26 protein-coding genes are annotated in these 26,566 nt (G+C 39.7%); 14 read left to right on the top strand and 12 right to left on the bottom strand.

Features of this window, described 5'->3' with window-relative positions:
* Positions 1–17: 17 nt before the first annotated feature.
* Entirely contained in the window at positions 18–800 is a 783-nt protein-coding gene (locus tag ACKVEV_RS13235) for an enoyl-CoA hydratase (protein WP_409366872.1), read from the top strand.
* A 166-nt stretch (positions 801–966) separates the two neighbouring features.
* Here ACKVEV_RS13235 and ACKVEV_RS13230 read toward each other — a convergent pair whose 3' ends face one another.
* A complete protein-coding gene (locus ACKVEV_RS13230; protein ID WP_402925884.1) occupies positions 967–1,152 on the bottom strand; it encodes a YhzD family protein in 186 nt (61 codons plus the stop codon).
* Positions 1,153–1,390: 238 nt separating this feature from the next.
* Here ACKVEV_RS13230 and ACKVEV_RS13225 point away from each other — a divergent pair, with 238 nt between their 5' ends.
* The 3 genes from ACKVEV_RS13225 to yhaM are packed head-to-tail and all read left to right on the top strand — an operon-like array spanning position 1,391 to position 6,437.
* The gene (locus ACKVEV_RS13225; protein ID WP_409366871.1) at positions 1,391–2,605 is read left to right on the top strand and encodes an exonuclease SbcCD subunit D; all 1,215 of its coding nucleotides are present in this window, start codon (positions 1,391–1,393) and stop codon (positions 2,603–2,605) included.
* Positions 2,606–2,610: 5 nt separating this feature from the next.
* On the top strand, positions 2,611–5,502 hold the full coding sequence (locus ACKVEV_RS13220) for an AAA family ATPase (protein WP_409366870.1): 2,892 nt from the start codon (positions 2,611–2,613) through the stop codon (positions 5,500–5,502).
* Positions 5,499–6,437 (top strand): 3'-5' exoribonuclease YhaM, encoded by a 939-nt coding sequence (gene yhaM / locus ACKVEV_RS13215; RefSeq protein WP_409366869.1) that lies wholly within the window; start codon positions 5,499–5,501, stop codon positions 6,435–6,437. Before ACKVEV_RS13220 ends, yhaM begins: the two co-directional genes overlap by 4 nt.
* A gap of 56 nt (positions 6,438–6,493) precedes the next feature.
* On the opposite strand, the gene ACKVEV_RS13210 is transcribed toward yhaM, so the two are convergent.
* Positions 6,494–7,453 (bottom strand): peptidylprolyl isomerase, encoded by a 960-nt coding sequence (locus ACKVEV_RS13210; RefSeq protein ID WP_409366868.1) that lies wholly within the window; start codon positions 7,451–7,453, stop codon positions 6,494–6,496.
* Between the two features lie 143 nt (positions 7,454–7,596).
* Between ACKVEV_RS13210 and ACKVEV_RS13205 the strand changes: the two genes are divergently transcribed.
* Positions 7,597–7,704: a YjcZ family sporulation protein gene (locus ACKVEV_RS13205; protein WP_080647610.1), complete on the top strand. Its 108-nt coding sequence runs from the start codon at positions 7,597–7,599 to the stop codon at positions 7,702–7,704.
* 178 nt (positions 7,705–7,882) lie between these two features.
* On the opposite strand, the gene ACKVEV_RS13200 is transcribed toward ACKVEV_RS13205, so the two are convergent.
* The 6 genes from ACKVEV_RS13200 to ACKVEV_RS13175 form a co-directional block, all read right to left on the bottom strand.
* Positions 7,883–8,068, bottom strand: a complete 186-nt coding sequence (locus ACKVEV_RS13200; RefSeq protein ID WP_010857338.1) for a hypothetical protein — start codon at positions 8,066–8,068, stop codon at positions 7,883–7,885.
* 70 nt (positions 8,069–8,138) lie between these two features.
* Entirely contained in the window at positions 8,139–8,684 is a 546-nt protein-coding gene (locus ACKVEV_RS13195) for a DUF3267 domain-containing protein (RefSeq protein WP_409366867.1), read from the bottom strand.
* Positions 8,685–8,804: 120 nt separating this feature from the next.
* A complete protein-coding gene (locus tag ACKVEV_RS13190; protein ID WP_029747195.1) occupies positions 8,805–9,365 on the bottom strand; it encodes an HTH-type transcriptional regulator Hpr in 561 nt (186 codons plus the stop codon).
* Between the two features lie 156 nt (positions 9,366–9,521).
* A complete protein-coding gene (locus tag ACKVEV_RS13185) occupies positions 9,522–9,917 on the bottom strand; it encodes a YtxH domain-containing protein (protein WP_409366866.1) in 396 nt (131 codons plus the stop codon).
* Positions 9,918–10,112: 195 nt separating this feature from the next.
* Positions 10,113–10,649 carry a tryptophan transporter gene (locus ACKVEV_RS13180; protein WP_409370553.1) on the bottom strand — a complete coding sequence of 179 codons (537 nt, stop codon included), beginning with the start codon at positions 10,647–10,649 and terminating at the stop codon, positions 10,113–10,115.
* Between the two features lie 261 nt (positions 10,650–10,910).
* Positions 10,911–11,324, bottom strand: a complete 414-nt coding sequence (locus ACKVEV_RS13175) for an HIT family protein (RefSeq protein ID WP_409366865.1) — start codon at positions 11,322–11,324, stop codon at positions 10,911–10,913.
* Positions 11,325–11,429: 105 nt separating this feature from the next.
* Here ACKVEV_RS13175 and ACKVEV_RS13170 point away from each other — a divergent pair, with 105 nt between their 5' ends.
* Complete coding sequence (locus tag ACKVEV_RS13170; protein ID WP_409366864.1) at positions 11,430–12,179, top strand: ABC transporter ATP-binding protein; 750 nt, start codon at positions 11,430–11,432, stop codon at positions 12,177–12,179.
* On the top strand, positions 12,163–13,347 hold the full coding sequence (locus ACKVEV_RS13165) for an ABC transporter permease (protein WP_409366863.1): 1,185 nt from the start codon (positions 12,163–12,165) through the stop codon (positions 13,345–13,347). The genes ACKVEV_RS13170 and ACKVEV_RS13165 overlap by 17 nt, the downstream gene beginning before the upstream one ends.
* Positions 13,348–13,398: 51 nt before the next feature.
* Here ACKVEV_RS13165 and ACKVEV_RS13160 read toward each other — a convergent pair whose 3' ends face one another.
* Together ACKVEV_RS13160 and ACKVEV_RS13155 are read right to left on the bottom strand one after the other, a co-directional pair.
* Positions 13,399–14,559 (bottom strand): M20 family metallopeptidase, encoded by a 1,161-nt coding sequence (locus ACKVEV_RS13160; RefSeq protein ID WP_409366862.1) that lies wholly within the window; start codon positions 14,557–14,559, stop codon positions 13,399–13,401.
* Between the two features lie 22 nt (positions 14,560–14,581).
* A complete protein-coding gene (locus tag ACKVEV_RS13155; protein ID WP_409366861.1) occupies positions 14,582–15,100 on the bottom strand; it encodes an antibiotic biosynthesis monooxygenase family protein in 519 nt (172 codons plus the stop codon).
* 233 nt (positions 15,101–15,333) lie between these two features.
* On the opposite strand from ACKVEV_RS13155, the gene hemE reads away from it, so the two are divergent.
* From hemE to hemY, 3 genes are all read left to right on the top strand, one after another.
* The gene (hemE, locus tag ACKVEV_RS13150) at positions 15,334–16,386 is read left to right on the top strand and encodes a uroporphyrinogen decarboxylase (RefSeq protein ID WP_409366860.1); all 1,053 of its coding nucleotides are present in this window, start codon (positions 15,334–15,336) and stop codon (positions 16,384–16,386) included.
* A gap of 157 nt (positions 16,387–16,543) precedes the next feature.
* Complete coding sequence (gene hemH, locus ACKVEV_RS13145) at positions 16,544–17,464, top strand: ferrochelatase (RefSeq protein WP_409366859.1); 921 nt, start codon at positions 16,544–16,546, stop codon at positions 17,462–17,464.
* 23 nt (positions 17,465–17,487) lie between these two features.
* Positions 17,488–18,909 carry a protoporphyrinogen oxidase gene (gene hemY, locus ACKVEV_RS13140; RefSeq protein ID WP_409366858.1) on the top strand — a complete coding sequence of 474 codons (1,422 nt, stop codon included), beginning with the start codon at positions 17,488–17,490 and terminating at the stop codon, positions 18,907–18,909.
* Between the two features lie 183 nt (positions 18,910–19,092).
* On the opposite strand, the gene ACKVEV_RS13135 is transcribed toward hemY, so the two are convergent.
* Both ACKVEV_RS13135 and ACKVEV_RS13130 read right to left on the bottom strand, forming a co-directional pair.
* Positions 19,093–21,474 carry a beta strand repeat-containing protein gene (locus tag ACKVEV_RS13135; RefSeq protein ID WP_409366857.1) on the bottom strand — a complete coding sequence of 794 codons (2,382 nt, stop codon included), beginning with the start codon at positions 21,472–21,474 and terminating at the stop codon, positions 19,093–19,095.
* Between the two features lie 216 nt (positions 21,475–21,690).
* Entirely contained in the window at positions 21,691–22,776 is a 1,086-nt protein-coding gene (locus tag ACKVEV_RS13130; protein WP_409366856.1) for a glycosyltransferase, read from the bottom strand.
* A 179-nt stretch (positions 22,777–22,955) separates the two neighbouring features.
* On the opposite strand from ACKVEV_RS13130, the gene ACKVEV_RS13125 reads away from it, so the two are divergent.
* From ACKVEV_RS13125 to ACKVEV_RS13110, 4 genes are read left to right on the top strand one after another with little or no spacing between them, the layout of a single operon-like run.
* A complete protein-coding gene (locus ACKVEV_RS13125) occupies positions 22,956–23,924 on the top strand; it encodes a YncE family protein (RefSeq protein WP_409366855.1) in 969 nt (322 codons plus the stop codon).
* On the top strand, positions 23,921–24,604 hold the full coding sequence (locus ACKVEV_RS13120; protein WP_409366854.1) for a response regulator transcription factor: 684 nt from the start codon (positions 23,921–23,923) through the stop codon (positions 24,602–24,604). The genes ACKVEV_RS13125 and ACKVEV_RS13120 overlap by 4 nt, the downstream gene beginning before the upstream one ends.
* A complete protein-coding gene (locus ACKVEV_RS13115; RefSeq protein WP_409366853.1) occupies positions 24,601–25,989 on the top strand; it encodes a sensor histidine kinase in 1,389 nt (462 codons plus the stop codon). The genes ACKVEV_RS13120 and ACKVEV_RS13115 overlap by 4 nt, the downstream gene beginning before the upstream one ends.
* Positions 25,990–25,992: 3 nt before the next feature.
* Positions 25,993–26,502, top strand: a complete 510-nt coding sequence (locus tag ACKVEV_RS13110; RefSeq protein WP_409366852.1) for a FixH family protein — start codon at positions 25,993–25,995, stop codon at positions 26,500–26,502.
* The last annotated feature ends 64 nt before the right edge of the window (positions 26,503–26,566 follow it).

Here is a 26,566-nt window from a genome sequence, read left to right as displayed (position 1 = left end):
ATTTGGGGGTGTAGTGTATGGGATTTTCAACAATCACGTTAGAAAAATTAGAACGTCGTGCCACATTAACGCTCAATCGACCACAGGCTATGAATGCAATGGACGGTGTGATGATGCGTGAATTAGCAGAGTGCTTTGAAGCACTACAACAGGAGCAAGACATACAAGTGTTAGTTATAAGAGGGGAAGGTAAGGTATTTTCTGCTGGCGGAGATATTAAAGCAATGCTCGATCCTAATAAGCCTCTGGATATTGAGGAAGCGATGGGCTATTTAACAAGAATCGTGAAAGCATATTACCAACTACCAATGATTGTGATTGCTGCGGTGCATGGTGCATCAGCAGGGTTAGGCTTTAGTTTAACACTCGGAGCAGATATCATCGTTGCTTGTGAAAATAGTAAGCTGGCGATGAATTTTATAGGAATTGGCTTAATTCCAGATGGTGGTGGTCATTTCTTTATGAAAGAAAGAGTAGGAAATGTCAAGGCCAAGCAAATGATTTGGGAAGGGAAAGTACTGACAGCTGAGGAAGCCCAAAATATCGGTTTAATCGATTATGTAGCGCCTGAAGGTTCTGTTTTTGCAGTAGCTGATCAGTTAGTTGGAAAGATGCTTGCTTCCCCAATAGCGTCCATGATTACAACTAAAAAGATTTTACATGCTCAAAATTTGCTACAGTTAGAGAATGTTTTAGCAATGGAAGCCCAAGGACAATCGGCCATGCGCAAGACAGCCGATCACTTAGAAGGTATTCATGCATTTGTTGAAAAAAGAACACCTGTCTTTATAGGGCAATAAAACAGGATTGTTTAACGACGTAAGCCCCCTACAAACTTCTGTAGCGAGTTGAGAGGCTCTCAGGACTCGTCCACAAAAGTGAAGTAGGGGGCTTGCCGATTTTTCACAATATAGTAGTCTACTAACGAGTTGACATGTTTTCTACTTACTTTTCTTATCAGATAGGTTAGACATGGAATAAAATTAATTTTCCAGAAGAGTTTACAAGGCGATGTGTTTTGTCAGCAACGCCCTTTTCTACGATTTGCTGTTGACCATTTACTTTTGCAGCTTCATCGTTTTCAAAAGTCCAAGTTTCATCATAAAGTGTTTCCCCAGTTTTTTCAAAAGCTGTAAAACGATAATTATTCATACACAAACCCCACCCTTTACTTAAATATATATCTATTATACATAGAAGAAATATAAACTTCACGGGTTATCTAGCGAATATTTCGATAATTTACGAAAATTGTGGAAAATTTAGTACAACATCAGCGTGTAATGTATTGTTAATTCGTTTCTCATCTTGGATGAAGTATGTTAAAATAGAACAAATATTCGCTTTTGGTTTCAGACACGAAGGTTTAATTTTTAGTAGAGGTGATTGGATGTCCGCAATTCGTTTTTTCCATATGGCAGATTTACATTTAGATAGTCCTTTTAAAGGTTTATTTGGATTACCTGACAATAATCTTAAAAAAATTCGAGCAAGTACATTTGAAGCGTTCGATAAAATTATTCACAAGGCAATCGAAGAAAGACCAGATTTCTTGCTTATTGTTGGTGATATTTATGATGGTGAAAATCGCAGCTTACAAGCGCAAAGACGTTTTCAAGCTGCGATGGAGACGCTCTTTGAACACAACATTCCTGTCATTGTGAGCTATGGTAATCACGATCATTTACATGGTTCTTGGACACGCTTTGCCTTACCAAGTAATGTTTACGAATTACCAGCTGACACAAGTGTTGTGCAGTTAAAAATACGTGGCCAGCAAGTAAACATATATGGCTTTAGCTATGGTCAGCGACATGTCAAGGAAGCGATGATAGATCAATACCCTGTTGCACAGGATCAGCATGCCATCCATATCGGCATGCTACATGGTAGTGAAGCAAGTGATACGACACATGCGGTTTATGCGCCATTTAAAAAGGAGCAACTGCTTGAAAAACGATATCACTATTGGGCGCTCGGTCACATTCATAAACGTCAGCTATTACACAAGGAGCCGCCAATTGTGTATTCAGGCAATATTCAAAGTCGCCATCGCAATGAACAAGGCGTGAAAGGTTTTTACGATGTAACCTTATCACAAACCTCAGCACAATTAACATTTGTCCCAACATCTGCTGTTGTCTATAACATCGTCGAAGTGGATTGTACAAATGTGCAACATGCAAACGAATTATTGCAAAAATGTGAAGAGGCCATCGCTACTAATCGTATCGAATATGGAGCGTCCGTTATGGAGCTTCATTTAAAAAATATTGATGAAGAGACGGAAGCGTTGTTCGAACATGCATCAGTAGAGGAATGGCTTGAAACAATTCGAGAGTCAGAAGACGGGGTTGAACCAATGGGCTGGGTGCAAAAGCTTATACTGCATAAAAAATCAGCATCGAATGAATCGACGGCTATGACGGAATCGGTCATTAGTGTCATGGAGCAGTGGGATATGTCAGAGTGGAAAGATATTTTAAAGGATTTGTACCAGCATGCAGGTGGGGCAAGATTTGTAGAGCCTTTAACAGAACGAGAAATTAAGCATTTAAAGCTCGATGCTCAGGAGTTATTAGTCGATGAAATTCAAAGGGCGTGAAAACTTTGCTAACGATACAGAAAATCCACATTTACGGCTTTGGTAAACATGAAAATATAATAATTCCCCTGCAAGACGGTGTTACGATATTTTATGGAATGAACGAAGCGGGTAAAACGACCATTCAGCAATTTATCTTGCAAATGCTTTTCGGATTTCCAACAAAACAACAAAGCCAGCGCAAATATGAGCCAAAAACATCACCGAAATTTGGTGGTCAGTTGACGCTGCTACATCCTACCTATGGCCAGTGCACAATTGAACGTGTAAAAGGCAAAGCAACGGGTGATGTGAAAGTCTATATGGAAGATGGTACAAAAGGACATGATGAACTTTTAGCAAAGCTTTTGTACGGCTATTCACGCGCATCATTTGAAGCGATTTTTTCATTTTCCCTTCACGAACTACAAGGTATTGAAAAAATGTCAGAGGATGAGCTGACCCATTTACTGCTCGCATCAGGGACAACAGGAATCCATCAGTTATCCACGCTTGAAAAAAAATTAGACAAAGAGGCTGGAGAACTTTTTAAAAAATCCGGCAAGCTGCCCCTTATTAATCAAAAGATTGAACATTTAAAACAGCTTGAAAAGACCATTAAAAAAGAGCAGGCTACTATTCATACATTTGAAGATAAATCAATCAAACTACAGCAACTTGAGCACAAACTACAGCATTTATATAAACGGCAAAAAGCACTACAACAGGAATGGCAACAACTTACAATCATGAAGCAGGCGCTGCCACTTTTACAACAGCAAGAGGCTTTACAACAATCACTAAAAAGTTATACACATATACAATTTCCTACAGAAGGAATTAGACGGTATGAACAAATAAAGGATCGACTAACGCACGAAACGTTACAGCTGAAGCAACTAGAGGAACAATGTCACACTTTACAAAATAAGCTGCAATCGACGGCAGATGAACAAGCAATTGAAGAAATGGCCAGACTGTTGCATAAAGAAGCAACGTGGAATCAGCTCCTCGTTAAAGAACAAAATTATAAGGACGAGCTGTTTGTCATTGAGCAAGACATTGAAGCACAGTTTCGTTTATTAGGCGTGCAGGACAAGGAAGCACAAGCAATCGTTCTTGAGGGCACTGTCTCATTGCAACAAGAAGAACAATTTCAGCGTCAGCTGACTGTCATCAGTACGGCGGAGGAAGAATTGAAGTTTTATCTTCAATCATTGGAGCAAATTCATGAGGAGTTAGATAGCATTGCTCGACAGAAAAAGCGGCTGGAGCAAGAGTCATTAACTGCGGAGGAAGAACATATTTTAGCACAGTGGCCCCAGAGAAAAAGGCGCTTGGAACAATTGCGACATGTTAAATCACAACGCTCAAAACCGAAACAGCCAACACTGTTTATTTTCCTTGTGTTAGCTATTAGTATTGTTGCGGTTCTCTACGGTGTGTTAGAAAAAAATTGGGCGGTATTCGCTATTGGTGCTATTTTATCCGTATTATTTTTATTGTTTTTAAAACAAGCGAAACAAGTGGATGACGGGCCACAGGAGCATAATCATCAATTATTAAAAGAACTAGAACGAGAGGAACATATCGTTCAAGAGTTGCTTATGAAAAAACAGCGTTTGGAAGATCGATTGGCACTGGCTATTGAACAACAGCGTGATAAAGAACATCAATATGCACAGCTTGAACATAAAATTCAACAAGCAGAACAATTAAGCGCTGAAGCCAATCAGTTACTTCAAAACTTTTTGAAACGTTTCCGTTTAGAGGGAAATATACCGAGAAAGCTGTTGCCAGAGTTATTTATGCGTATCCGCGCTGTGCAAGAGCTAGAAGTTAAAAGAACGAGCATGGTCAAGCTGTTACAGGCACTGCAAAAAGACAAAGACGAGCTATATGAAATACTACTGCAAGTTTTACAGAAAGAGTATAGTGAGCAAGAAATCTTTATGCAGTTACGATCCTTTTATTTAGCAAGTCAGCAGGCGCAACAACAGTTGTTGCAAACAAAAGAACAGCTTGCGCTTTTGGTGGCAAAAATGCAAGAAGTCCAATCACTTGTCCTTAATTATGAATTGGAAATCGAGCAATTACTGACGAGCGCAAATGTAGCATCAGAAAATGCTTTTTATGAGGCATTTGCACAATTCCAGCAGCAGCAAAAGTTACAATCAGAATTACAAACAATTGAACAGCAATTAGCCTCACTCGATATCCCAGAGCACAAGAGTCGGTTAGCGATTGAACAGCTGCATAGCAACATACAAGCGCTAGAAGAAGAACGCAAAGCGCTGCAAGAGGAAATTGATTGTTGTTTAGAGGAACGAGCTACGCTACAGATAGAAAAGGAACAATTGCTTAACGATGAAAAATATGGTCTGCTATTACAACATTTTGAGCAAGAAAAAGCATTATTACAGCAGCTACTGGCTCAATGGGCTACGAAAAAAGCGTTAGCAACGGCCATACATGAAACGTTATTTAGGCTGCGGGAAGAAAAGTTACCACATGTAATGGCACAGGTAAATGCTATTTTCCATTCGTTAACAGGTGGTCGGTACGACAAACTCTTTATTCATGAAGAAGGCTATTTTGAGGCGCAGTCACAATCTGGTTTACGCTACCATGTAGCAGAATTATCACAAGCGACGAAGGAGCAAGTGTATATTGCACTGCGCATGGCGCTAGCGAAAACCCTTGCAACGTCAGCGCCATTTCCATTTATAATGGATGATCCTTTTGTCCATTTTGATCGAAACCGCACACACAAAATGGTACAATTAATGAAAGAAGTAGGATATGAACGTCAAATTTTATATTTTACTTGCCATGAAGGGATGCTCGAATTTTGGCAAAAAGAGCAAATTGTCGATCTAGGAGCACTAGCAAATGAAAGGGGAGTGACGTCAACATGAAAGGCATTACGACGCTCCAAGTAGGAGAATCAGTTGATCAATTTTTATTAATTAAACAGTCGACAAAGGGAGTTACAACGGTAGGAAAGCCGTTTATGTCACTGTTATTACAAGATAAAAGTGGAGATATTGAAGCGAAACTATGGGATACAAACGAAGATCATGAAAAAATGTATCATGCAGAGGCAATTGTCCATGTTGGTGGAGAAATTCACGACTATCGTGGAAAAAACCAATTACGCATTAAAACAATTCGTGTAGCAAAGCCTGAGGAGGGAATTGCCGTTCATGATTTAGTTCCTTCTGCTGCAACACCAAAAGAACAGCTTTACGAGGAATTGACACAATTCTTTTTTGATATTAAAAATCCAAATATTTCACGTATTACGCGTGCGGCAATTAAAAAGCATCAGGATGCTATTTTAGTATTTCCTGCGGCAACGAAAAACCATCATGATTATGCATCTGGTTTACTTGATCATATGGTATCCATGTTAAAGTTAGGGAAAGCGATTGCTGATTTATATCCTACGTTAAATCGAGATCTTTTATATGCAGGTATTATATTACATGATATTGGGAAAGTCGTTGAATTATCAGGGCCTGTCGCAACAATGTACACGGTTGAAGGGAACTTGCTTGGTCATATTACGATTATGGTGAATGAAATTGCCAAAATAGCAAGTGAACTTGAAATCGAAGGTGAAGAAGTGATGCTGTTACAACATCTAGTATTATCTCACCACGGAAAAGAAGAATGGGGCAGTCCGAAAAAACCGATGATTCAGGAAGCGGAAATCCTACATTATATTGATAATATTGATGCGAAAATGAATATGCTTACGCGTGCTTTAGGGAAAACGGCTCCAGGGGATTTTACAGAGAGACTATTCCCACTTGATAATCGATCGTTTTACAAGCCAAATATTCAATAAACGAAAAGGGTTACGCCTGTATCGGCGTAACCCTTTTTCATATAGTAAAATAATTACTATTTAGATTCTTTATCTGTGCTTTCGTCTTTGCTATTTGCTTCAGCTTTTTTTGCTGCTTCTTCATCAGCTTTTGCTTGCTCTTCACTTGTTGTAGTGAAAGATTTTAAAGCATCTTTTAATTCTTTATCAGATGTTTTAAAGTCAGCCTCTTTTGCTAATTGAGCAACGATGTCTTTTAACAATGTTTGTGCTTCACCAGTTTGAGTTAACTTGTTTAGCATTGTTGTACGAATTTTTTCTTCTTCATCTTTAAATGAGCCTACGCCTTTTACATCACGCTTGTCCGTAATTTCAATTACGTGGTAACCATAGCTTGATTTAATTGGCTCACTTAATGTATTTAATGGAAGGGCATAAGCAGCGTCATTGAACTCATCTACCATCGAGCCAACAGTAAACCAACCTAACTCTCCGCCTTTTGCTGCAGAACCAGTATCAGTTGAGTATTCTTTTGCTACATCTGCAAAAGATGCGCCGCCTTTAATTTTTGCAATAGCTTCTTTCGCAGTTTTTTCATCTGCTACAAGAATATGACGACCATTTAATTCTGTTTTCATTTGCTCATAATATTTTTTTACGTCTTCTTCTTTAATGGCTTTATCTTTTAAAGCTTTTTCTTGAAGAAGTTGTACGCGTAAAGAATCTTTAAAGCCTTGTTCAGTTAAGCCGTTTTCTGCTAGTGCTTGTGCAAAGCTATCGCCGAACTGTGCAGCAGTTGCATCATATTGTTCTTTAATTTCTTTATCAGTTACTTCATATTTGTCGGCTAATACTTTTTCAGTCACCATCTGTTGTAATACATAAGAACCTGTTAAAGTTTTCGCTTTGTCGTTAAAATCAGATACTGAAATATCGCCTACTTTAGAAGTAACTAATGCTTTGCTATCAGCTCCACTACATGCGCCAAGAGCTAAAATTGAAGCTGCTAATGTTAAAGATAATACAGTCTTTTTCATTTAGATATTCTCTCCTTAATTCGTTTCGTCCATTTTTTACTATAACATAAACGATTTAAAAACAAAATGGTTCCCCCCTTGAGTATAGCCTAAATTTCAAAATTCAAAGCGCATAGGATATAGAAAAGAAAGGGGGTGAAGTTATGAGCAACGGAGGATACGGTGGTGGCGGTGGCTACGGCTCAGGCTTTGCTTTATTAGTTGTGCTATTTATTTTATTAATTATCGTTGGTGCAGCGTTCCTATACTAATTAATAAAATGCCGAAAAGCTAAGGATTGCTGTTCCTTAGCTTTTCTTCTCAATATCTAGGCATTCGCACCGCACGCTTGGGTCGAGGCCAAAGAATTTTGGCGTCCATTCAATCCAGTAGCTGCATGGATATGTAAATGCAATGACCCGCGTGCGGACTGGCGCGGATGTTTGTTCATTAGACGGCAAATAAAATTTCAACATAAAATGAAACAAGTAAAATTGTTATAAGTATATTGATAGTTCGGAATATCTTTGGTTGGTTTTCTTCGGGAATTTCACGTCGCATGCACAGTGCATAGGTCATGCGGTTAATTTGAAATAAATAGAATACCGAGAATAGAACTACGATCATTAAAAGCAAGTCTATTCCTCCCCTCTTTCAGTATTATTAGCATATCAAAAAACGTCATTAAAACACAAGTACAAGCGAATCAGTTAATTGTAGGTGGTACTAAAATTTCATAGCCCTTTGGTGTTTCCTCAATTTGGGCATCTTTAGGTGAGTTTAGCAAATACTTCACGTAAAGAATATCAATTAAACATAAACTGCAATGATACGCTAACAGTAATGTTCCATAATGTGTATAGGCAGGTAACAGCCATGTACCGATAACGATACTTGTATTTAACGCGATAAATGGTGTAAGTAATGCGAAAATATATCGGTTTTTTGATAAGGGCTCTCGAATACGCATGTGCAGTACAGGGATAACATAAAATTGTTTCTTTACACGTAATTTGAGATGCTGGCGTAAGTCATATAATGCAAGAAAGTGCAAACATTTATGAATAGGATACAGGGCGAGGACGGCTATTACAAATAACCAGAACATATGGTCAGTATAGTATTCATTATGAAATAAATTAAATGTCACATAGGACACTGAAAAGACAGTGAGAAAGACAATCACAGCCATCATGACAATACGTGTCGTACCATAATGATGTTCAAGGTTTAAAATTTTCCAACAGTGCATATTAAATATCAACTCCAAAATAGTGAAGGGTCCTATTTAATGTAAATTGATTTCTATCAGAATGCAAGAGAAAGGAGGTATTTCAGAAATGTTTCTGAAATGCCTCCTTTTTAGTGTCACTTATCCTTTTACAGTGGAACGTTCTTCTAACGTGTCAAAGGAATCACGGAAATGTTGAAATGAACGTTCAAAAATATCGATAAAGTCTTCACCATAAATGTTACGAATGACAGCCATCACATCTAAAAATTCTGGGAAGCGACCATACAAATCTTTCAATGCTAAGGAACCCTCAAGCACAGAATGATAGGTGTTATGATAATTGCTGTTCATTTCAATAATAAGGTCTGTCCCTGTTTCAGTTAGCTCTACATACGTATTTCGTTTGTCATCATCACGTTTTGAAAACTTTAGTAACCCGCGTTCTTCTAACTTTTTAGAGAAGTTAAATGCTGTTGAAACGTGCATGACACCAAATTTTGCTACATCTGAAATAGAAGCTCCTTTTAAATGATAGGAAATCCACAAAATATGGTGCTCGTTAATATTTAAATCATAAGGTTTAATCCATTGTTGCCAATCCTTTTCAACTGCTTTCCACAAGGCTTTTGATAATTGCGCAATTCTTTGACTGTAAAGCATCGCTTCTTTTTGAGTGTATAGTTCCTCTGACAAAGCCATCACCTGCTGCTTTCTTTAACGTTTTAAAAATATTATAGCAATAAAGAAAAAAAGTTTAAAGTTAGAAAAATTAAAAAATTGAAAAGTGGTTAAAAAATAACATTTTGTTCGTTGTTTTTGATAAAAAAACGGCATTTATATCCAATGGATAAAACTTTATACCTGCACTTTTTCTTGTGGTTTTTTCTTTTCATCGGTGAATTGTGCAATGTTTTTCTCGATTTCGTTAATTGAATTCTGTAATGCTTCTATTTCTTGTTGTAAATTATTCTTCGTTGGTTCGATCTCTTGAGAAAAAGTAGTAATCGATTGTTTTAGGTCATTTATTATTTGCGGTATATTATTTTTCGCTTCATTTGTTAGTGTACCAACAGATTGTTTGACGTTATTAAGTTGGTGTTTAACGTCTTGTAGCTTTTCTTTTGCGCTATCAGAATTGGACTGTAAAATAGTACGGAATTGCTGACCTGATTGGGGTGTAGAGAAAAGGACAGCAATGGCTCCACCAAGAATACCTGTAGTTAATCCGATTAAAAATGGTTTTGCTTTCATAATAAATACCTCATTTCTATATTTGTGATCTTTCTTCTATTAAACCATGAAATCCATTGATTCAAAAAGAAAAAAGAAGCTAAACGAGTGATTTTGCGTCACCTTTTAGCTTCTTTCCCTTTTATTTATGCTCAAAAACGTCTAACGTTCACGTCTACATTCATTCTTTGGTTAAAAAGAGTTGCACATGCTTGTTTATAAAGCTTGTGAAATCGCAGTGTTGAATTTAGAACGCTTCACTAGTTTCGCAACGATCGGATAGATAATGATAAATGCTACAACGTTAAATGCAACAGCCGGTACCACAACACCAACAAACAGCATTGCGAATGTTGCGCCAACATTTGCGTTAAATACAAATAGGGCAACGGATAAAAAGACAGTACCTGATAAAATCGTACCTAATCCAACTAAGACAGCTGCTATTGCAAAATGATTTATCACTTTTTTCAACACGATCAGGAAGGCTAAAAAGACAAATCCTGTAACAGCTTTATCGATAATGTTTGGGATAAAGCCTGCTGGGAATGTAGTAAACAATCCTGACAGTACGCCTGTAGATAAAGACAATAAGAAAGTTTCCTTTACCGTAGGGAACAATAAAATGCCGATAAACATCATTGTTAACATGAAATCAGGTTTCATGCCATTTACCATACCTGGTGTGACCACATATAGGGCAGCACCGACACCGACTAAAAGCGCCATTAGTACTAAATTCTTTGTATTCATTTCTAATCTCTCCTCGACTATACTCATCTATTTGTCTCCTAACGTGTCCTCATGACCGTTAGCGAAACTTATTTGTGATTGTAAACTAAAAATGAGCGTTTGACAATAGCATTTATGCACCATTATCTAAATTGTTTGGAAATTGTGTGAGTGCCTGGCACACTTTAGGGGCATATGTCACGAAAAAATCCACTGTGCTTTTAGCTGCACAGTGGATTGTCTTTTGGCTAAATTGTACGAGAATTGTGTGAGTGCCTGGCACTATAAATACGCTTTAATGCTGTTGGCTACGTCTGTTAATTGCTCAGGTGTATATTTTTGTGTTTGCCAAATTAAGCCTAGGCCTTCTTTTTCGTCGTAACGCGGAATAAAATGTAAGTGGTAGTGGAAAACAGTTTGTCCAGCTGCTGCACCGTTGTTATTAATTGTATTCATGCCGATTGGGTTAAATGCGGTTTTAATGGCATTGGCTAGTTTCGGCGCGACTGCGTATAAATTACGCGCTACGTCTTCTGGCATTTCGAATAAGTCTTGGCAGTGATGTTTTGGAATTAATAATGTGTGACCTTTTGCAACAGGTGCAATGTCCGTGAATGCATAGACATGTTCGTCTTCGTAAACTTTTGTACTTGGAATAGATCCATCAATGATTTTGCAAAATAGGCAATCGCTCATTCGTAAAATCCCCCTTATTTTTATATGTAAGTTTATTCTATCATACTCATAACTGAATCATTTGCTAATTTTTGATAAAATAAAGACAAGAAGAGGAGTGAGGGTATGTCGGTATTAGAAGTGCAACATGTGACAGGTGGTTATACGAAAAAACCTGTTATTAAAGAACTGTCATTTACAATAGGTAAAGGAGAACTTGTCGGGCTAATTGGTTTAAATGGTGCGGGTAAAAGTACGACCATTAAACATATTATTGGAACGATGCTTCCGAAAGAAGGCGATATCCGTCTAAATGGCGTGACGTTAAAAGAAAACACGGACAAGTATCGAACATCATTTTCATATATCCCTGAAACACCGGTTTTATATGATGAGTTAACATTGCGTGAACATTTAGCATTAACAGCGATGGCATATGGTTTAGATGAAGCGACACTAGCTGCGCGTTCGGAAGTATTATTAAAGGAATTCCGCATGGAAAAACGCCTAAATTGGTTCCCATCGCATTTCTCAAAAGGGATGCGTCAAAAAGTGATGATTATGTGTGCTTTTTTAGTGAACCCTAGTTTGTATATCATTGATGAACCGTTTGTCGGACTGGATCCGCTTGGTATTCAATCATTGCTTGATCAGATGGATACAAAGAAAAAAGAAGGGGCATCCATTTTAATGTCGACGCATATTTTATCGACAGCTGAAAAACATTGTGACCGCATTATTTTATTGCATGAGGGACGTGTGCGGGCACAAGGAACGATGGCGGATTTACGGAAAGCGTTTGCTATGCCACATGCGACATTAGATGACCTATATATTGCTATGACGAAGGAGCGGGACCATGAAGAACTTGCATGATGTATGGTCTTCACGCTTCATGCACTATATTAGTGAAGTACAAAAATATATGCAGTTTATTTTTACTGGGCATATAGCCATTGTACTTGTGTTTCTTGTTGGAGCTGGAGGCTATCAATATAGTGAGTGGTTGAAAATCGTAGAGAGCGATTTTCCTGCTGAAGGGCTTATTGCCTTCATACTTGGTGTATTACTAGCATTTAGCCGTCCAACGACATTATTGCGTGAGCCAGACCAAGTGTATTTATTGCCATTAGAATCCAAAATGGCACAGTATTTTAGAAAGGCATTAGCATGGACGTTTTGGTCACAAGTTTGGATTGTGGCGATTGTTTATATTGTTAGTATCCCTTTATTAAAAGCTGTTACGGAATTAACAACAATAAATATTTGGACAGTATTTTTCCTAGTGATCGCCTTAAAGTTTATTAGTGTGCAAGGGGAATTTAGCTATCGTTATAGTGAACGTGGTCACTATGTATGGATAGATAGACTAGTACGAGCTATTATATTTGGCGTAACCGTCTATATGGGACTGCAAATGCAAGTTCTTCTCGCATTCGTTGTTGCCATTATTGGTTGTGTCTATGTTGTTGTGTTTCGCAAAAGATGTGCGAATGAGCCAGTGCCGTATGAGCATTTTGTTAAACTAGAACAAAATCGGATGATGAGTTTCTATCGTTTTGCAAATTATTTTACGGATGTGCCGCATTTACATGGCAGCATTCGACGAAGAGCTTGGCTTGACTGGTTTTATAACTTTATTCCCTATCAAAAGGGAAATGCTCAAAAGTATTTAGTGTTCCGTACTTTTATACGAACAGACGACCATTTCTATTTATGGCTCCGCTTAACAGCTATCTCAGCTATTATTGCAGCGTTTGTGGATATTCCTGTCGTTACATGGATTGTAGCTGGTGCCCTAAGCTTTGCCACGACGATTCAGTTAAAGCAAGCATTGTTAGCAAGTGGTGAGTTCCGGATGGACATGCTTTATCCATTACCAGAGAATGCCCGTAAAGTGGCTGTTAAGCAAGTAGTACGTCTGGCAATGATTGCACAAGCGATTATTGTGACACTATGTGGCGTGACGCAGCCTATGTTCTTTGTGACAACGCTCATTATTCTTGTCATTAGTGAAATTACTACAAAGGTGTCAAAACCATAAAAAAGAAAGCTCATGTTGCCCAAAACATTAGGCAAGATGAGCTTTTTTATGTTAGTCCACTAATTGATATTCAAGTGCAGCGCTTAACATTACTTTTGCCGCAACGAGCATCCCTTTTTCATCAATATCGAATTTCGGATGATGATGGGGTGCATATTCTACAGGCTCAGCCCCTGTGAAGAAGAATGTTCCAGGTTTTTCTTCTAAATAATAAGCGAAATCTTCGCCACCCATCGTTGCTGGAATTTCAACGACATCACAAATGCCTTGTGCGACATCTCGAACAAATAACGTTTCTTTTTCATGATTGACAATCGCTGGGTAGCCTTTACGGTACTCTAGTTCAATTGTGCAATCATGGGCAATTTCAGTGCCTTGCACCACACGTCTAAATTCACGTTCCATCGTTGCTCGTACATCTTTATCAAAAGTACGTATTGTACCATTTAAATAAGCTGTATCTGCAATAATGTTATCGGCATTCGAAGCAACAAATGAGCCAACTGTAAGAACTGCTGATTCAGTTGGTGCAACACGGCGTGCTACAAGTTGTTGTAGGTTCATGACAAGTTGAGAGCCGATAACAATCGCGTCTTTTGTTTGGTGAGGGTGTGCACCATGGCCACCTTTACCTTGAATTTTTAGTTCAAAACTATCGACTGCCGCCATGAGTGGACCAACACGATAGCCAATCATACCTGTTGGATGATTAGAAGATAAATGTGTGCCGAATATAGCATCCACACCGTCCAGTGCACCTGCTTGTACCATACCAATTGCACCGCCTGGGTCAGCTTCTTCCGCATGTTGATGAATTAGCACATATTCACCTGCTAAGTCATCGCGCATTTCCCATAACAGTTTTCCTACGATTAACAAAGTAGCCGTATGACCATCATGACCACAAGCGTGCATCACGCCAGGTACTGTTGATTTATATGGCACATTTTTTTCATCTTGAATAGGTAGTGCATCAAAATCAGCACGTAAGGCAATCCTTTTACCAGGCTTACTACCTTTAATGCGTGCAATCAGTCCATAGCCGCTAACGTTAGGTTCAACAGGGACACCAAGCTTTTGGTAGTATTCAATAATATAGTTTGCGGTTTCTTGCTCTTGGAAGCTTAGTTCTGGATGCATATGTAGATGGCGGCGAATCGCCACCATTTCATCAAAATGGGCATCAATTTTCTCGAGTAATTGTTGATTCATATAAATGCTCCTTTAAAAAAATTTATGCCTCGTCGTCCTCTTTCGGGGCAACGGTATACGTCGAAACATAGGAAGCGGCAGAAAAGATATTTTGTTGTCGCACACCAGTAGGTTCTTCACGTTGGGCATGTGCCTTATTATACGCTTTTGAGCTTTTCCATGCTTCAAATGAGTGTGGTCCATTCCATTGGGTCATCACAATGTACGTATCACCATTTATTGGCCGTAATAGACGGAAAGCTATAAAACCAGGCTCGTCCTCAATCGCACGTGCACGATTTAAAAAACGATGTTCAAATACAGGGCGGCCTTCATCTGTAACAGGAATATTGTTCAAAACAAAGAAGCCACGATCTTCTAATTCGTTTACTGAGTCCAATACTTCAAACTTGCGGGGTGTAGCAAATACAGTTTTCCCTTGCGTTTCATGGATAAGCACAGAATTACCTTCTCCGTGCATTAAAATCATATGTTCATCAGGGTACTTGTTTTTCACCTGTTCCATAAACTCTCCTGTACCTGAAGTTAAATAAATATACACTATTTTGCCCTCCTTATGAATGTCTATAACTGTTTTATTATCTCCATTTAAGTGTAAGTTACCCGCTTTGTCAAAAAAGTAAGCGCGCAGAAAGAACAATTTTATGACATTTCACTTGGAAAACTATACAATAGCAGAGGAAGCGTTTACTATTGAAAACGGATATCAATAATAATGGAATAAACAAGTGATTTTTTAGGATATGAATTTCATCGAGGGGAAGGAATTAATCAATGACAACACTTTTCAATGATACTCTTCTACGTGCTGCACGAGGGGAAAGGACTGAACATACTCCAGTCTGGTATATGCGGCAGGCAGGTCGTTCACAACCAGAATATCGTGCCATTAAAGAAAAATATTCTTTAGAAGAAATTACACATCAACCTGAGCTATGTGCGTATGTTACACGATTACCGGTAGAAAACTACAATGTGGATGCTGCTATTTTATATAAAGATATCGTAACACCTCTACCTGGTATCGGTGTCGATGTGAAAATTAAAGCGGGTGTAGGCCCAGTTATTTCTAATCCAATTCGCACAGTTGCTGATGTAGCAAACTTAGGTGAGTTCAATGCAAAGGAACACACACCTTTCGTATTAGAAACAATCAAAATACTAACGGAAGAACAGCTTAATGTGCCATTAATCGGTTTTGCAGGAGCGCCATTCACATTAGCAAGCTATATGATTGAAGGCGGACCTTCTAAAAACTATAATAAAACAAAATCATTTATGGTTTCTGAGCCACAGGCATGGTTTGCATTAATGGATAAACTAGCCGACATGATTATTGCTGATGTATCAGCACAAGTAGAAGCGGGTGCAAAAGCAATCCAAGTATTTGACTCTTGGGTAGGTGCTTTAAATGTTGAAGATTACCGCGTGTTTATTAAACCTGTGATGACACGTATTTTCGGCGAGTTGAAAAAAGAAAATGTGCCGCTTATTCAATTTGGTGTTGGTGCAAGTCACCTAGTAAAAGAGTGGCATGATTTACCGATTGATGTTGTCGGCTTAGATTGGCGATTACCAATTAAAGAAGCTCGTGCAAAAGGTATTACAAAGCCGGTACAAGGAAACTTAGATCCGTCATTGCTACTTGCTGATTGGTCAGTTATTGAAAAGCGAACTAAAGATATTATCGATCAAGGCTTAGAGATGTCAGGTCATATTTTCAACTTAGGCCATGGCGTATTCCCAGAGGTTGATCCAGATGTATTGAAACGTTTAACAACACTTATTCATGAATACAGTGCACAACAAATTCAAGCACGTTCTTAAATTAAGCTTAGTGTGAAAAAACGTAACTCAAGCAACAGTCACAAAGAGAGTAATTTCTAAATGAGGCAATTACACTTCTAAATGGTGTAATTGTTGTTGGCGTACAGAAATCATACAAAAAATATAGTTTAACTATTATTTAGAGGTGAAAAGGTTTATGAAAAAGGTTAAAGGTTTATTAGTAATGGCATATGGCACACCCTATAAAGAGGAAGATATTGAACCCTACTATACACATATTCGTCACGGACGTAGACCATCTGACGAGCATTTAGAAGATTTACGCAGTCGCTATGAGGCAATCGGCGGTTTATCACCACTTGCTGCTGCAACAGAAGCACAGGCTGAAGCTTTATGCGCACGTTTAAATGAAGTGCAAGATGAGGTAGAATACAAACTATTTATTGGCTTAAAACATATTCAACCTTTCATTGAAGATGCAGTGGAGGAAATGGTGGCTGCAGGTATTAAAGAAGCAGTATCTATCGTATTAGCACCACACTTCTCGACTTTCTCTATCAAATCATATAATGGTCGTGCAGCAGAAACAGCAGGTGATCGCCTGAAAATCACATCTGTGGAATCTTGGTATGATGAGCCGAAGTTTATTGAATATTGGCAAGGAAAAGTGAATGAAACATTCGCTGCTATGTCTGAAGAAGAACGTGAGAAAGCTTGCTTAATCGTATCAGCGCATTCTCTTCCAGTGAAAATTAAAGAACTGGGCGATCCATACGAAGACCAACTAATTGAAACAGCTCGACTAATTCAAGCAGCTACGGGTGTAAAAAATGTAGAAGTGGGCTGGCAATCAGCTGGACAAACTCCAGAGCCTTGGTTTGGTCCAGATGTGCAAGATTTAACGCGTGATCTTTACGAGCAAAAGGGTTATCGTTCATTCGTTTATACACCAGTTGGCTTTGTAACAGAACATTTAGAAGTACTTTACGATAACGATTATGAATGTAAAGTGGTTTGCGAGGAGTTAGGTGCAAACTATTATCGTCCAGCAATGCCAAATACCCATCCATTGTTTATAGATGCTATGGTAGATGCCATTCATAAAAAATTAAGCTAAGCGAAAAGAAAGTGATGATGTAGGTGACTCAAAAAAGACGAAAGGTAGTTGTTGTTGGCGGCGGCATTACAGGCCTAACAGCTGCGTTCTATATGCAAAAACAAGCGCGCACAAAAGAATTGCCGGTAGATATCGTTCTTGTCGAGTCGTCTTTACGTCTTGGCGGAAAAATCCAAACTCTTAGAAAAGATGGTTTTATTATTGAGCGAGGGCCAGAATCCTTTTTCGATCGTGAAAATCATATTCAAGCACTTGCAAAGGAATTAAACATTGAACATGAGATGATAACAGGTGATTCGGGTCCTACTTATATAGCTGTTGGAAGTAAGTTATATCCTATTCCGAGCAATTTAATGTCAGGAGCAACGCCACAGATTTCGCCATTCATTACATCAGGTTTATTTTCACTCAGCGGGAAAATTCGTGCAGCGGGAGATTTTGTCCTCCCGCGTTCTGCACGGGATGACGACCAGCCGTTAGGAGAGTTTTTTCGAAGAAGATTTGGTGCTGAAGTTGTAGAAAATTTAGTTGAACCATTACTTGCAGGAACTTTTGCAGGGGATATTGAACAACTAAGCATGCAATCTACATTTCCTCAGCTCTATGAATTAGAGCAAAAGTATCGTAGTTTACTTTTCGGTATGAAAAAATCAGGAACAAATTTTTTAAGTTACAATCAGATAGCGAAGGACAAGGGGATTTTCCAAACCTTTGAAAATGGTTTAGAGACGCTAATTGAAAAGTTAGAAGAATCTTTAGCTCCTGGAACAGTTATGAAGGGTGTTAAAGTAGAGCAAATCGACCATGGCAAAGATGGTGCGGTGCACGTCGAACTCAATAATTTTTCACATATCACTGCGGATGCTGTAATCATTGCAACGCCGTTTAATGTAGCGCAAATGATGTTTACTAAACATCAACTGCTGACGGAGTTAAATACGATGAAAGCCGCAACGATTGCTACAGTAACGATGGCATTTAAAAAGGAGCAGCTTGGTGACTTAGATGCACTTGCATTTTACGTTTCGAGAAATAGTGATTTTTCCATAACATCTTGTACATGGATTAATCGCAAATGGCCTAATACCACACCCCAAGATTATGTGTTATTACGTAGTTATATTGGTCGTGTAGGTGATGAAACGATTGTTGCTTTATCTGATTCAGAGATTGAAAAAACAGTCTTACAAGACTTAAAAAATACAATCGGTATTGAAGGAGAACCAGCGACAACGGTTGTTTCTCGTTGGAAAAACGCTATGCCACAATACACGGTTGGACATGAAGCGAAAATTGAGCGTGTGAAAGCAGAACTGTATGAACATTTCCCAACAGTAAAACTAGCAGGTAGCTCATTTGAGGGAATATCCATTCCTGAATGCGTAGAGCAAGGATGCAATGTGGCAAATGAAATTTTAAGTGAAATGTTTATACAGGAATACTAAAAGAGTAGTACAAAATTATATTTGTACTACTCTTTTTATTATGAAGTTGGAAAATGATAAGCCTTAAAAAATCGCATATGACAAGGCGGATTTCAAGGCTTAATATAAGGTGTGATGAATTTATTTTAGGCCAGATAAACGATAATCGTTGACTCTTGCCTGAATAAATTTAATTAACGAGCGTTAGGAAATTCTGTGGCATGACCAAACAATACCTCCAGAATTAGCACCTCCTAACGTTAAAGCAATACTTAAGCCATTTGCATCGTAAAATAAATCAATGGTATCACCGGCATTTAAGTTAACTTCTCCTGCTAATGTGATAGTACCATTGCCTAGAACCGCTCTAATGGTTAATAAGGTAACAGCTAAATTTAATACTGGGAATAAACCGCTTATTAAATTCGTTGTTGTATTTCTACGAATTGCAAATGAAGGATTGACACCGGCACCAATGCCAAGGCTAATGGCAGCTACTGTAGAATAGTTGATTGTTGCTTCAAAGCAATATCTTCCAGTAGTCGGAACTGTAAATATACCAGTTGTTGGATTAAACGCTGGTGTTGTGAAATAAGGTGAGGCTACGCTCCAATTAGTTAATGTGGCAGAGCTACTAACAGCTAAAGTGCTTAAGAAGGCTGAGAAACCTTCTGTCAAAGCTGGACCAGTAGGCCCTGTAGTTCCCGTTGTACCAGTCGCACCAGTAGCTCCAGTAGGCCCGGTGTTACCAGTAGCGCCGGTAGCTCCAGTAGGCCCGGTGTTACCAGTAGCGCCGGTAGCTCCAGTAGGCCCCGTGTTGCCAGTAGCTCCTGTCACCCCAGTAGCTCCGGTGTTACCCGTAGCGCCAGTAACCCCCGTCACGCCAGTATTACCAGTAGGCCCCGTGTTGCCAGTCGCACCAGTAGGTCCAGTAGGCCCGGTGTTGCCGGTAGCGCCGGTAGCTCCAGTATTCCCGGTGTTGCCGGTAGCGCCGGTAGCTCCAGTATTCCCGGTGTTACCAGTAGCGCCGGTAGCTCCAGTAGGCCCCGTGTTGCCAGTAGCTCCTGTCACCCCAGTAGCTCCGGTGTTACCGGTAGCCCCAGTAGCGCCAGTGTTACCAGTCGCACCAGTAGGCCCGGTGTTACCAGTAGCGCCTGTATTACCAGTGGCACCCGTAGCGCCGGTAGCTCCAGTATCCCCAGTGGCACCCGTAACCCCAGTCACGCCAGTATTACCAGTAGGCCCCGTGTTGCCAGTCGCACCAGTAGGTCCAGTAGGCCCAGTGTTGCCGGTAGCCCCTGTCACACCAGTAGCTCCAGTAGGCCCGGTGTTACCAGTAGCTCCTGTCACCCCAGTAGCTCCAGTATCCCCAGTGGCACCTGTAGCGCCAGTAACCCCCGTCACGCCGGTATTACCAGTAGGCCCAGTGTTGCCGGTAGCCCCTGTCACACCGGTAGGCCCAGTATTACCAGTATTACCTGTAGCGCCGGTAGCTCCAGTAGGCCCAGTGTTGCCAGTAGCTCCTGTTACCCCAGTAGCTCCGGTAGGCCCGGTATTACCAGTAGCGCCCGTGTTACCAGTAGCACCCGTGTTACCAGTAGGCCCCGTGTTACCAGTAGCCCCTGTCACACCGGTAGGCCCAGTATTACCAGTGACACCAGTCGCACCAGTTGCTCCAGTATCCCCAGTGGCACCCGTAGCGCCAGTAACCCCAGTCACGCCGGTATTACCAGTAGGCCCAGTGTTGCCGGTAGCCCCTGTCACCCCAGTAGCTCCCGTAGCCCCAGTGTTACCCGTAGAGCCGGTTGCTCCCGTAGCCCCAGTGGCACCCGTAGCACCAGTAACCCCAGTCACGCCAGTATTACCAGTAGAGCCAGTTGCTCCAGTAGCGCCAGTGTTACCTGTAGCGCCCGTAGCCCCCGTAGGTCCAGTAGCCCCGATTTCTCCCGTAGCCCCAGTGTTGCCAGTAGAGCCGGTTGCTCCCGTAGTCCCAGTGTTACCCGTAGAGCCGGTTGCTCCAGTATCCCCAGTGGCACCCGTAGCACCAGTAACCCCAGTCAAGCCAGTATTACCAGTAGAGCCAGTTGCTCCAGTAGCGCCAGTGTTACCCGTAGCGCCCGTAGCCCCCGTAGGTCCAGTAGCCCCGATTTCTCCCGTAGCCCCAGTGTTACCCGTAGAGCCGGTTGCTCCCGTAGTCCCAGTGGCACCAGTAGAGCCGGTTGCCCCAGTCGCGCCAGTAATACCAGTGACACCAGTCGCACCAGTTGCTCCCGTAGCGCCAGTGTTACCCGTAGAGCCGGTTGCTCCAGTAGTCCCGGTTGCCCCAGTCGCGCCCGTAGCGCCAGTATTACCAGTAGCCCCAGTAGCACCAGTCACGCCAGTATTACCAGTAGGCCCAGTAGGCCCAGTAGGACCGGTAGCACCAGTAGCTCCGGTAGGCCCAGTAGGTTTACTAGGCCATACGCAGCTATATTCCGGTATATTAACACAGCCAGAGTAATTATTAGTCGGTATTTTTACACAACCGCAAGGGAATGTTTTGCATTTACTACAAACATTATTTAAAAAATAATCTTCAAATTTCATTTATTTCACCTCCTCTCTCAAATATCCTATTCAGAAAAATGATAGAGGAAGTGGACGGTTAACTATTTTGCGTGTCGATATGATAATTTATAAATGGGGTAATAATGATATTTAAGAGTATCCGCTGCAAACGCCGGTGGAAGTGAATAAAAATGAAAAAACCCCAAATAAATAATAAAAGCTAAAGCAGAAATTCATTGTTAATTAACTAGTAAATTAAGGTTTGCCAATGTCCTTGTTTAACAAATGATCAAAATAATTTTTGTTGTGTAGAATTTTCGGGTCATTTGGTAAATAGACTCTTGCTGATTCATTATGGCTATTGGCTAGTTCGTATTGTTGTAATCGGTCGTAGAGGACGCAAAGCTGTAAATGGGGTAACCATGTAGTATAGGTTTTATTTTGGAATGGGGCGTTCGGTTTTGGTTTCATTGTTAATGCTTGTTCATACCAAAAGATGGCCTCATGGTTTTTTCCTTGCTCCATAAAATGATAGCCAAGCCTGCAGCAAGCTTCTGGACGTGGAGTGTCGTATTCAAAGCTTCGTAAAATAGAACTTACATTATTTTCTTTGTCTTGTAATTTCGAATAGCAGTCAGCTAATTTAAAACAGGCATTAATATTATCTTCTATCCAACCTAATTTAGATGTTAAAAAAAGCTCATAGTAAAATATCGCTTCTTCGACTTCATTATGGTCCAGTAATTCATTGGCATAATAAAAGGTGTCGCGAGGCGTTAGTGGTTCTCCAGATTGCAGAAGTTTTTTATAAATAGCAATATTCCGCTGATGATCATGCTGGAGTGGTAAGTGGCTCACAGCAACATCACTGTCGAAAAGATGTCCACCTACTTCTAAATATTCATGTACTGCGCCTATCCACCGAAACTGTTTATCTCTCCTAACTAATCGATACCTTCTTAACAGAGCACTAACATTTCCCTCTGCATCAAAGCTTAAATTATAATTCATCGAGACAGCATCAATATCAGGGCTTAAAGATTCCTTTAATGCTTTAAATTTTTCTTGATCCTGCGCTAGTATTACATCATCTGCATCTAGCCAAAGGATGTAGTCGGATGTGGCTTGTTGAAATGAAAAATTACGTGCTTCAGCAAAATGATGAATCCACTCAAAATCAAATATGCGATCAGTGAATTGTTTAACAATTTCCTTTGTCTTGTCACTGGAGCCTGTGTCCACTATATTTATTTCATCAACTAAATCCTTAACGGATTCAAGACATCTGGCAATGACATCTTCTTCGTTTTTCACAATCATACATAAACTAATGGTTACCAAAATACGATACCTCCTTACAATAATCTTAGTAGTATATGTGACAATCATTTTTTTGCGAAGCTAGATGCCCTTATTTAGCGGGGGAAAGAGCTTCTATCGATTGGTAATATGTCATAAATTTACCTTTCAAGTTTCACGCGGATTTCACAAATGTGAAGTATAGTTAAAGAGCAGAGGTGATGATGTTGAAAAAATGGGTATTTTTCATTTTTTCTTTAATACAAATTATTTGGTTGACGGGGTGTAGCGAGAAATCATTTGTGCCCATTAACCGCGATCAAAGTTTTATTGCGTCGCTCAATATACAAGAACCATCGCTAGATTTTATTGATGATCAAGGGAACGTACTTGCTTCGTGGACATTTGATAAAGCTTATACGGGCGCATTATTACTAGATAATGACCGAATATTGCTATATGGGAACCAATTAGATCAAATCGATGTTTATGCACTTTCTACAGGAAAAAAACTTTACGCCAAAAAAGTAAAGCTAGGAACAACGAATGTGTACTATGCGGCGCAAGCTAAACAATTTTTTATTACGAATAGCACGACGAATACGGTGACAAGCTTTGATGTGGAAGGCAATGAATTGGCATCACAGCAACTTGGTAACTATCCAATGTCGATGGCAGCATACAAAGATAAGCTTTATGTAGTGAATTATAAAGACACAAAACTATCCGTTCTATCCATGAAGGATTTAACGCTAGAACAAGAGTGGCCAATTGATAAATCGTCGCATGGAATGGTGATTATTGAGGAAACAAATGAGCTATGGATTGGCGGTCATGGAGAAGGAAGCAAGCCGAATAGTTCAGTGAAGCGTTTCGATCTTGCAACGGGTGCTGTTCGAGGAGAAATAGAAATGCCCTTAATGCCAGTAGGTTTAACGAAGACGAAAGATAAAGTTTTAGTCGTTAGCCACGGACATAATGAATTATATATTGTAGATTTTCTGGGAAAAGTGACATGGCAAAAAGAGGTTGGTGCTAATCCGTTTGTTGTCAATCAGTTTAAAGACTATATTGTGGTCGCTGGTTATGACGACCATACATTATATTTTATTAAGGATGGTCAGGTACAAAAAACAGTGGATGTTGGTAAAGGTGCATTTCAGCTGTTAGTAAGGGAGGACGAAAAGTGACAACAGTATTAATTGTGGATGATGAGCAAGATATGCGAAATTTAATCGAGATGATGCTCAATAATTCCAAGTTTGAGACCTTTACAGCTGCAAGCGGAACAGAGGCATACGATATTATTGTTCGAGAACAAATCGACTTAGTTTTATTGGATGTCATGATGCCACATGAAGATGGCTTTGCAGTGTGTCAAAGTATTCGAGCGATGTCAAATATACCTGTCATATTCTTAACGGCAAGAGATGCCAATGAGGATAAAGTGAAGGGTCTGACACTCGGGGGAGATGATTATATTGTCAAACCATTTACCAATGACGAACTAGTGGCACGAATGCACGCTGTACTGAGAAGAAGTGGCACTAATATTGCAGATTCACAGCAAAAATATATTATCTTTGGTGTCATAAAATTAGATGAGATTGCACGCAAAGTGTCCGTTGAAGGAAAAGCGATTCCGTTAACTTTAAAGGAATTTGAACTATTGCATTTATTTATGAAAAATCCAGGCAATGCCTATTCACGTGAGCAGTTGTTAGAGCGCATTTGGGATATCGATTATTTAGGTGGCACAAGAACGGTCGATACCCATATTAAAACATTACGTTTAAAGCTTGGAAAGGAAGCGGCAGGATATATCCAAACTGTTTGGGGAGTCGGCTACCGCTTTGACTCTGGCGAATGAAAAGGATTTCAACACGTATTTGGCTATTAATTTTTGCCTTTTTGATTATTACCGTTCTTTTTATGTATGTACTGACGGATTTTTTATATGAACAACTGTATGTGGAAGATACGGAAAGTAATATGATTGAGATTGGTACAAAGCTACAAACAATGTATACGAATGGCAAAGTAACAGATGAATTTATTGCCGATATTGAACATTATAATGATTATTCCAATTTAAATATTTTCGCTGTTCGAAATCCGCGTGAGCTGAGCGCTTGTGTCCCATTTGATATTGATTATGATACATTGATAGGTGCAGAAGAACGACAGCAATTGCTAGAAGGCAAGTATGTGCAAAAAATTGGCTATGAGCCCCGATTTGATCGGCAACTAATTTCAGTTGTGTTACCTTTAGTAGATCAAAATAGGCTAGAGGGCATTATTTATATTTACTTCCCTTTAGCTAAAATAAGTGAGTTGGCAAGTCAAGAAGTCATTTTCCTATTTTTAAGTGCATTTATCTTTTTGATTGTGATGAGCTTTTTTGTCTATAAAGGTATTCAACATATTATGCGACCATTAAGTGACTTGCAGACAGCGGTGAAGGAGATGTCTTATGGACATTATGAAACACGTGTGCCTGTTAAATCGAGTGATGAAATCGGCAAACTATCGAGCACCTTTAATGACATGGCCGAAGCAATTCAACGCGAAGATGAAGCGCAGAAAACTTTTTTAGCAACTGTATCACATGAATTACGGACGCCCATTAGCTATGTAAAAGGCTATAGTGAAGCAATGCAAAACGGCATTATTGCACAAGCCCAACAAGAAGAAACAATACAGCTAATCGTGCGAGAAGCAAATCGTATGGAACGATTAACAAATGAACTTCTCCAACTTGCTCGTATGGAAAATGAACAAAAGAACGTCGATGTATATCCAATTCCACTTGCAGAGACTTTACGAGAAGTACGCAAAATTTTAATGCATCAAGCACAGAAAAAGCATATTATGTTGCACCTTGAGGCAGATGATACATTAATAGTCAAAGCTGATGAAGAGAAGTTAAAACAAATTTTTATCAACATCATTGAAAACGCGATTAATTACTCTTATGAGCAGTCGAAAGTTGACATTGTCGCAATACAGCATAATGGCAACGCGCTCATAACGATTAAAGATGAGGGCATCGGTATACCGAAGGAAGATTTATCGCATGTGACAGAGCGGTTTTATCGGGTGAATAAAGCACGTAGTCGCGCAGATGGTGGAAGCGGCTTAGGGCTTTCCATTGTTGAACAATTGTTAAAGCAATTACAAAGTAAGATTGAAATTGAAAGTGAACTAGACAAAGGCACAATCGTTAAAATTACAATGCCATTAATGGAGGAATAGTACATGAAGAAGTGGTTATTTACATTGATAGCAGTACCCGCATTATTAGTAGGGTGTGGGGAAAAGAAAGAGCCTGCAACACTTGCAACATTGGAGGAGCCTCAAATACCAGACGTAGAAATTTTAACACCTAAAGAAGTAGCGATAAATGCTCCTATTGAACTTGCTGCACATGTTAGTCAAGGAGAACAAAATATTGATGATGCAGTAGTTGAATTTGAAGTATGGGAATCAGGGAAGCGCGATGAAGGGCAAATGCTTGAAGGGAAGTTCGAGAAAGATGGCGTCTATAAAGCGCAAACTACATTCGATCATGACGGCGTATACTTTATGTATGCCCATACGACTGCAAACGGTGTTCATAATATGCCGAAGCAGCAAATTACGGCTGGCACACCTGATATGACGCAAGTAATACAAGAAGATGACAAAGTTAATACGAACACGATGAATCATGATACAAATTCGTCTGAAGATAGCGAGCAACAAGAAAATGAAAAAAATAATCATTAAAAAGCTTGCATTCTTTTTGAAATAGGCATAATATATTGACCAGATGACCGAAACGGTTTTCTGG

This window comes from Lysinibacillus sp. 38-6 (assembly GCF_046245175.1).
GTDB lineage: Bacteria > Bacillota > Bacilli > Bacillales_A > Planococcaceae > Lysinibacillus.
This window is presented reverse-complemented; position numbering and strand designations above follow the sequence as displayed.

Coding starts and splice junctions, on each gene's coding strand:
- ACKVEV_RS13165 (WP_409366863.1), top strand. CDS start 12,163: ATGAAGAACTTGCATGATGTATGGTCTTCACGCTTCATGCACTATATT.
- ACKVEV_RS13210 (WP_409366868.1), bottom strand. CDS start 7,453: ATGAAAAAGACTGTATTATCTTTAACATTAGCAGCTTCAATTTTAGCT.
- ACKVEV_RS13110 (WP_409366852.1), top strand. CDS start 25,993: ATGAAGAAGTGGTTATTTACATTGATAGCAGTACCCGCATTATTAGTA.
- ACKVEV_RS13115 (WP_409366853.1), top strand. CDS start 24,601: ATGAAAAGGATTTCAACACGTATTTGGCTATTAATTTTTGCCTTTTTG.
- yhaM (WP_409366869.1), top strand. CDS start 5,499: ATGAAAGGCATTACGACGCTCCAAGTAGGAGAATCAGTTGATCAATTT.
- hemE (WP_409366860.1), top strand. CDS start 15,334: ATGACAACACTTTTCAATGATACTCTTCTACGTGCTGCACGAGGGGAA.
- ACKVEV_RS13160 (WP_409366862.1), bottom strand. CDS start 14,559: ATGAATCAACAATTACTCGAGAAAATTGATGCCCATTTTGATGAAATG.
- ACKVEV_RS13190 (WP_029747195.1), bottom strand. CDS start 9,365: ATGGCTTTGTCAGAGGAACTATACACTCAAAAAGAAGCGATGCTTTAC.
- ACKVEV_RS13230 (WP_402925884.1), bottom strand. CDS start 1,152: ATGAATAATTATCGTTTTACAGCTTTTGAAAAAACTGGGGAAACACTT.
- ACKVEV_RS13185 (WP_409366866.1), bottom strand. CDS start 9,917: ATGAAAGCAAAACCATTTTTAATCGGATTAACTACAGGTATTCTTGGT.
- ACKVEV_RS13195 (WP_409366867.1), bottom strand. CDS start 8,684: ATGCACTGTTGGAAAATTTTAAACCTTGAACATCATTATGGTACGACA.
- ACKVEV_RS13175 (WP_409366865.1), bottom strand. CDS start 11,324: ATGAGCGATTGCCTATTTTGCAAAATCATTGATGGATCTATTCCAAGT.
- ACKVEV_RS13205 (WP_080647610.1), top strand. CDS start 7,597: ATGAGCAACGGAGGATACGGTGGTGGCGGTGGCTACGGCTCAGGCTTT.
- ACKVEV_RS13180 (WP_409370553.1), bottom strand. CDS start 10,649: ATGAATACAAAGAATTTAGTACTAATGGCGCTTTTAGTCGGTGTCGGT.
- ACKVEV_RS13170 (WP_409366864.1), top strand. CDS start 11,430: ATGTCGGTATTAGAAGTGCAACATGTGACAGGTGGTTATACGAAAAAA.
- ACKVEV_RS13125 (WP_409366855.1), top strand. CDS start 22,956: ATGATGTTGAAAAAATGGGTATTTTTCATTTTTTCTTTAATACAAATT.
- ACKVEV_RS13235 (WP_409366872.1), top strand. CDS start 18: ATGGGATTTTCAACAATCACGTTAGAAAAATTAGAACGTCGTGCCACA.
- ACKVEV_RS13225 (WP_409366871.1), top strand. CDS start 1,391: ATGTCCGCAATTCGTTTTTTCCATATGGCAGATTTACATTTAGATAGT.
- ACKVEV_RS13135 (WP_409366857.1), bottom strand. CDS start 21,474: ATGAAATTTGAAGATTATTTTTTAAATAATGTTTGTAGTAAATGCAAA.
- hemH (WP_409366859.1), top strand. CDS start 16,544: ATGAAAAAGGTTAAAGGTTTATTAGTAATGGCATATGGCACACCCTAT.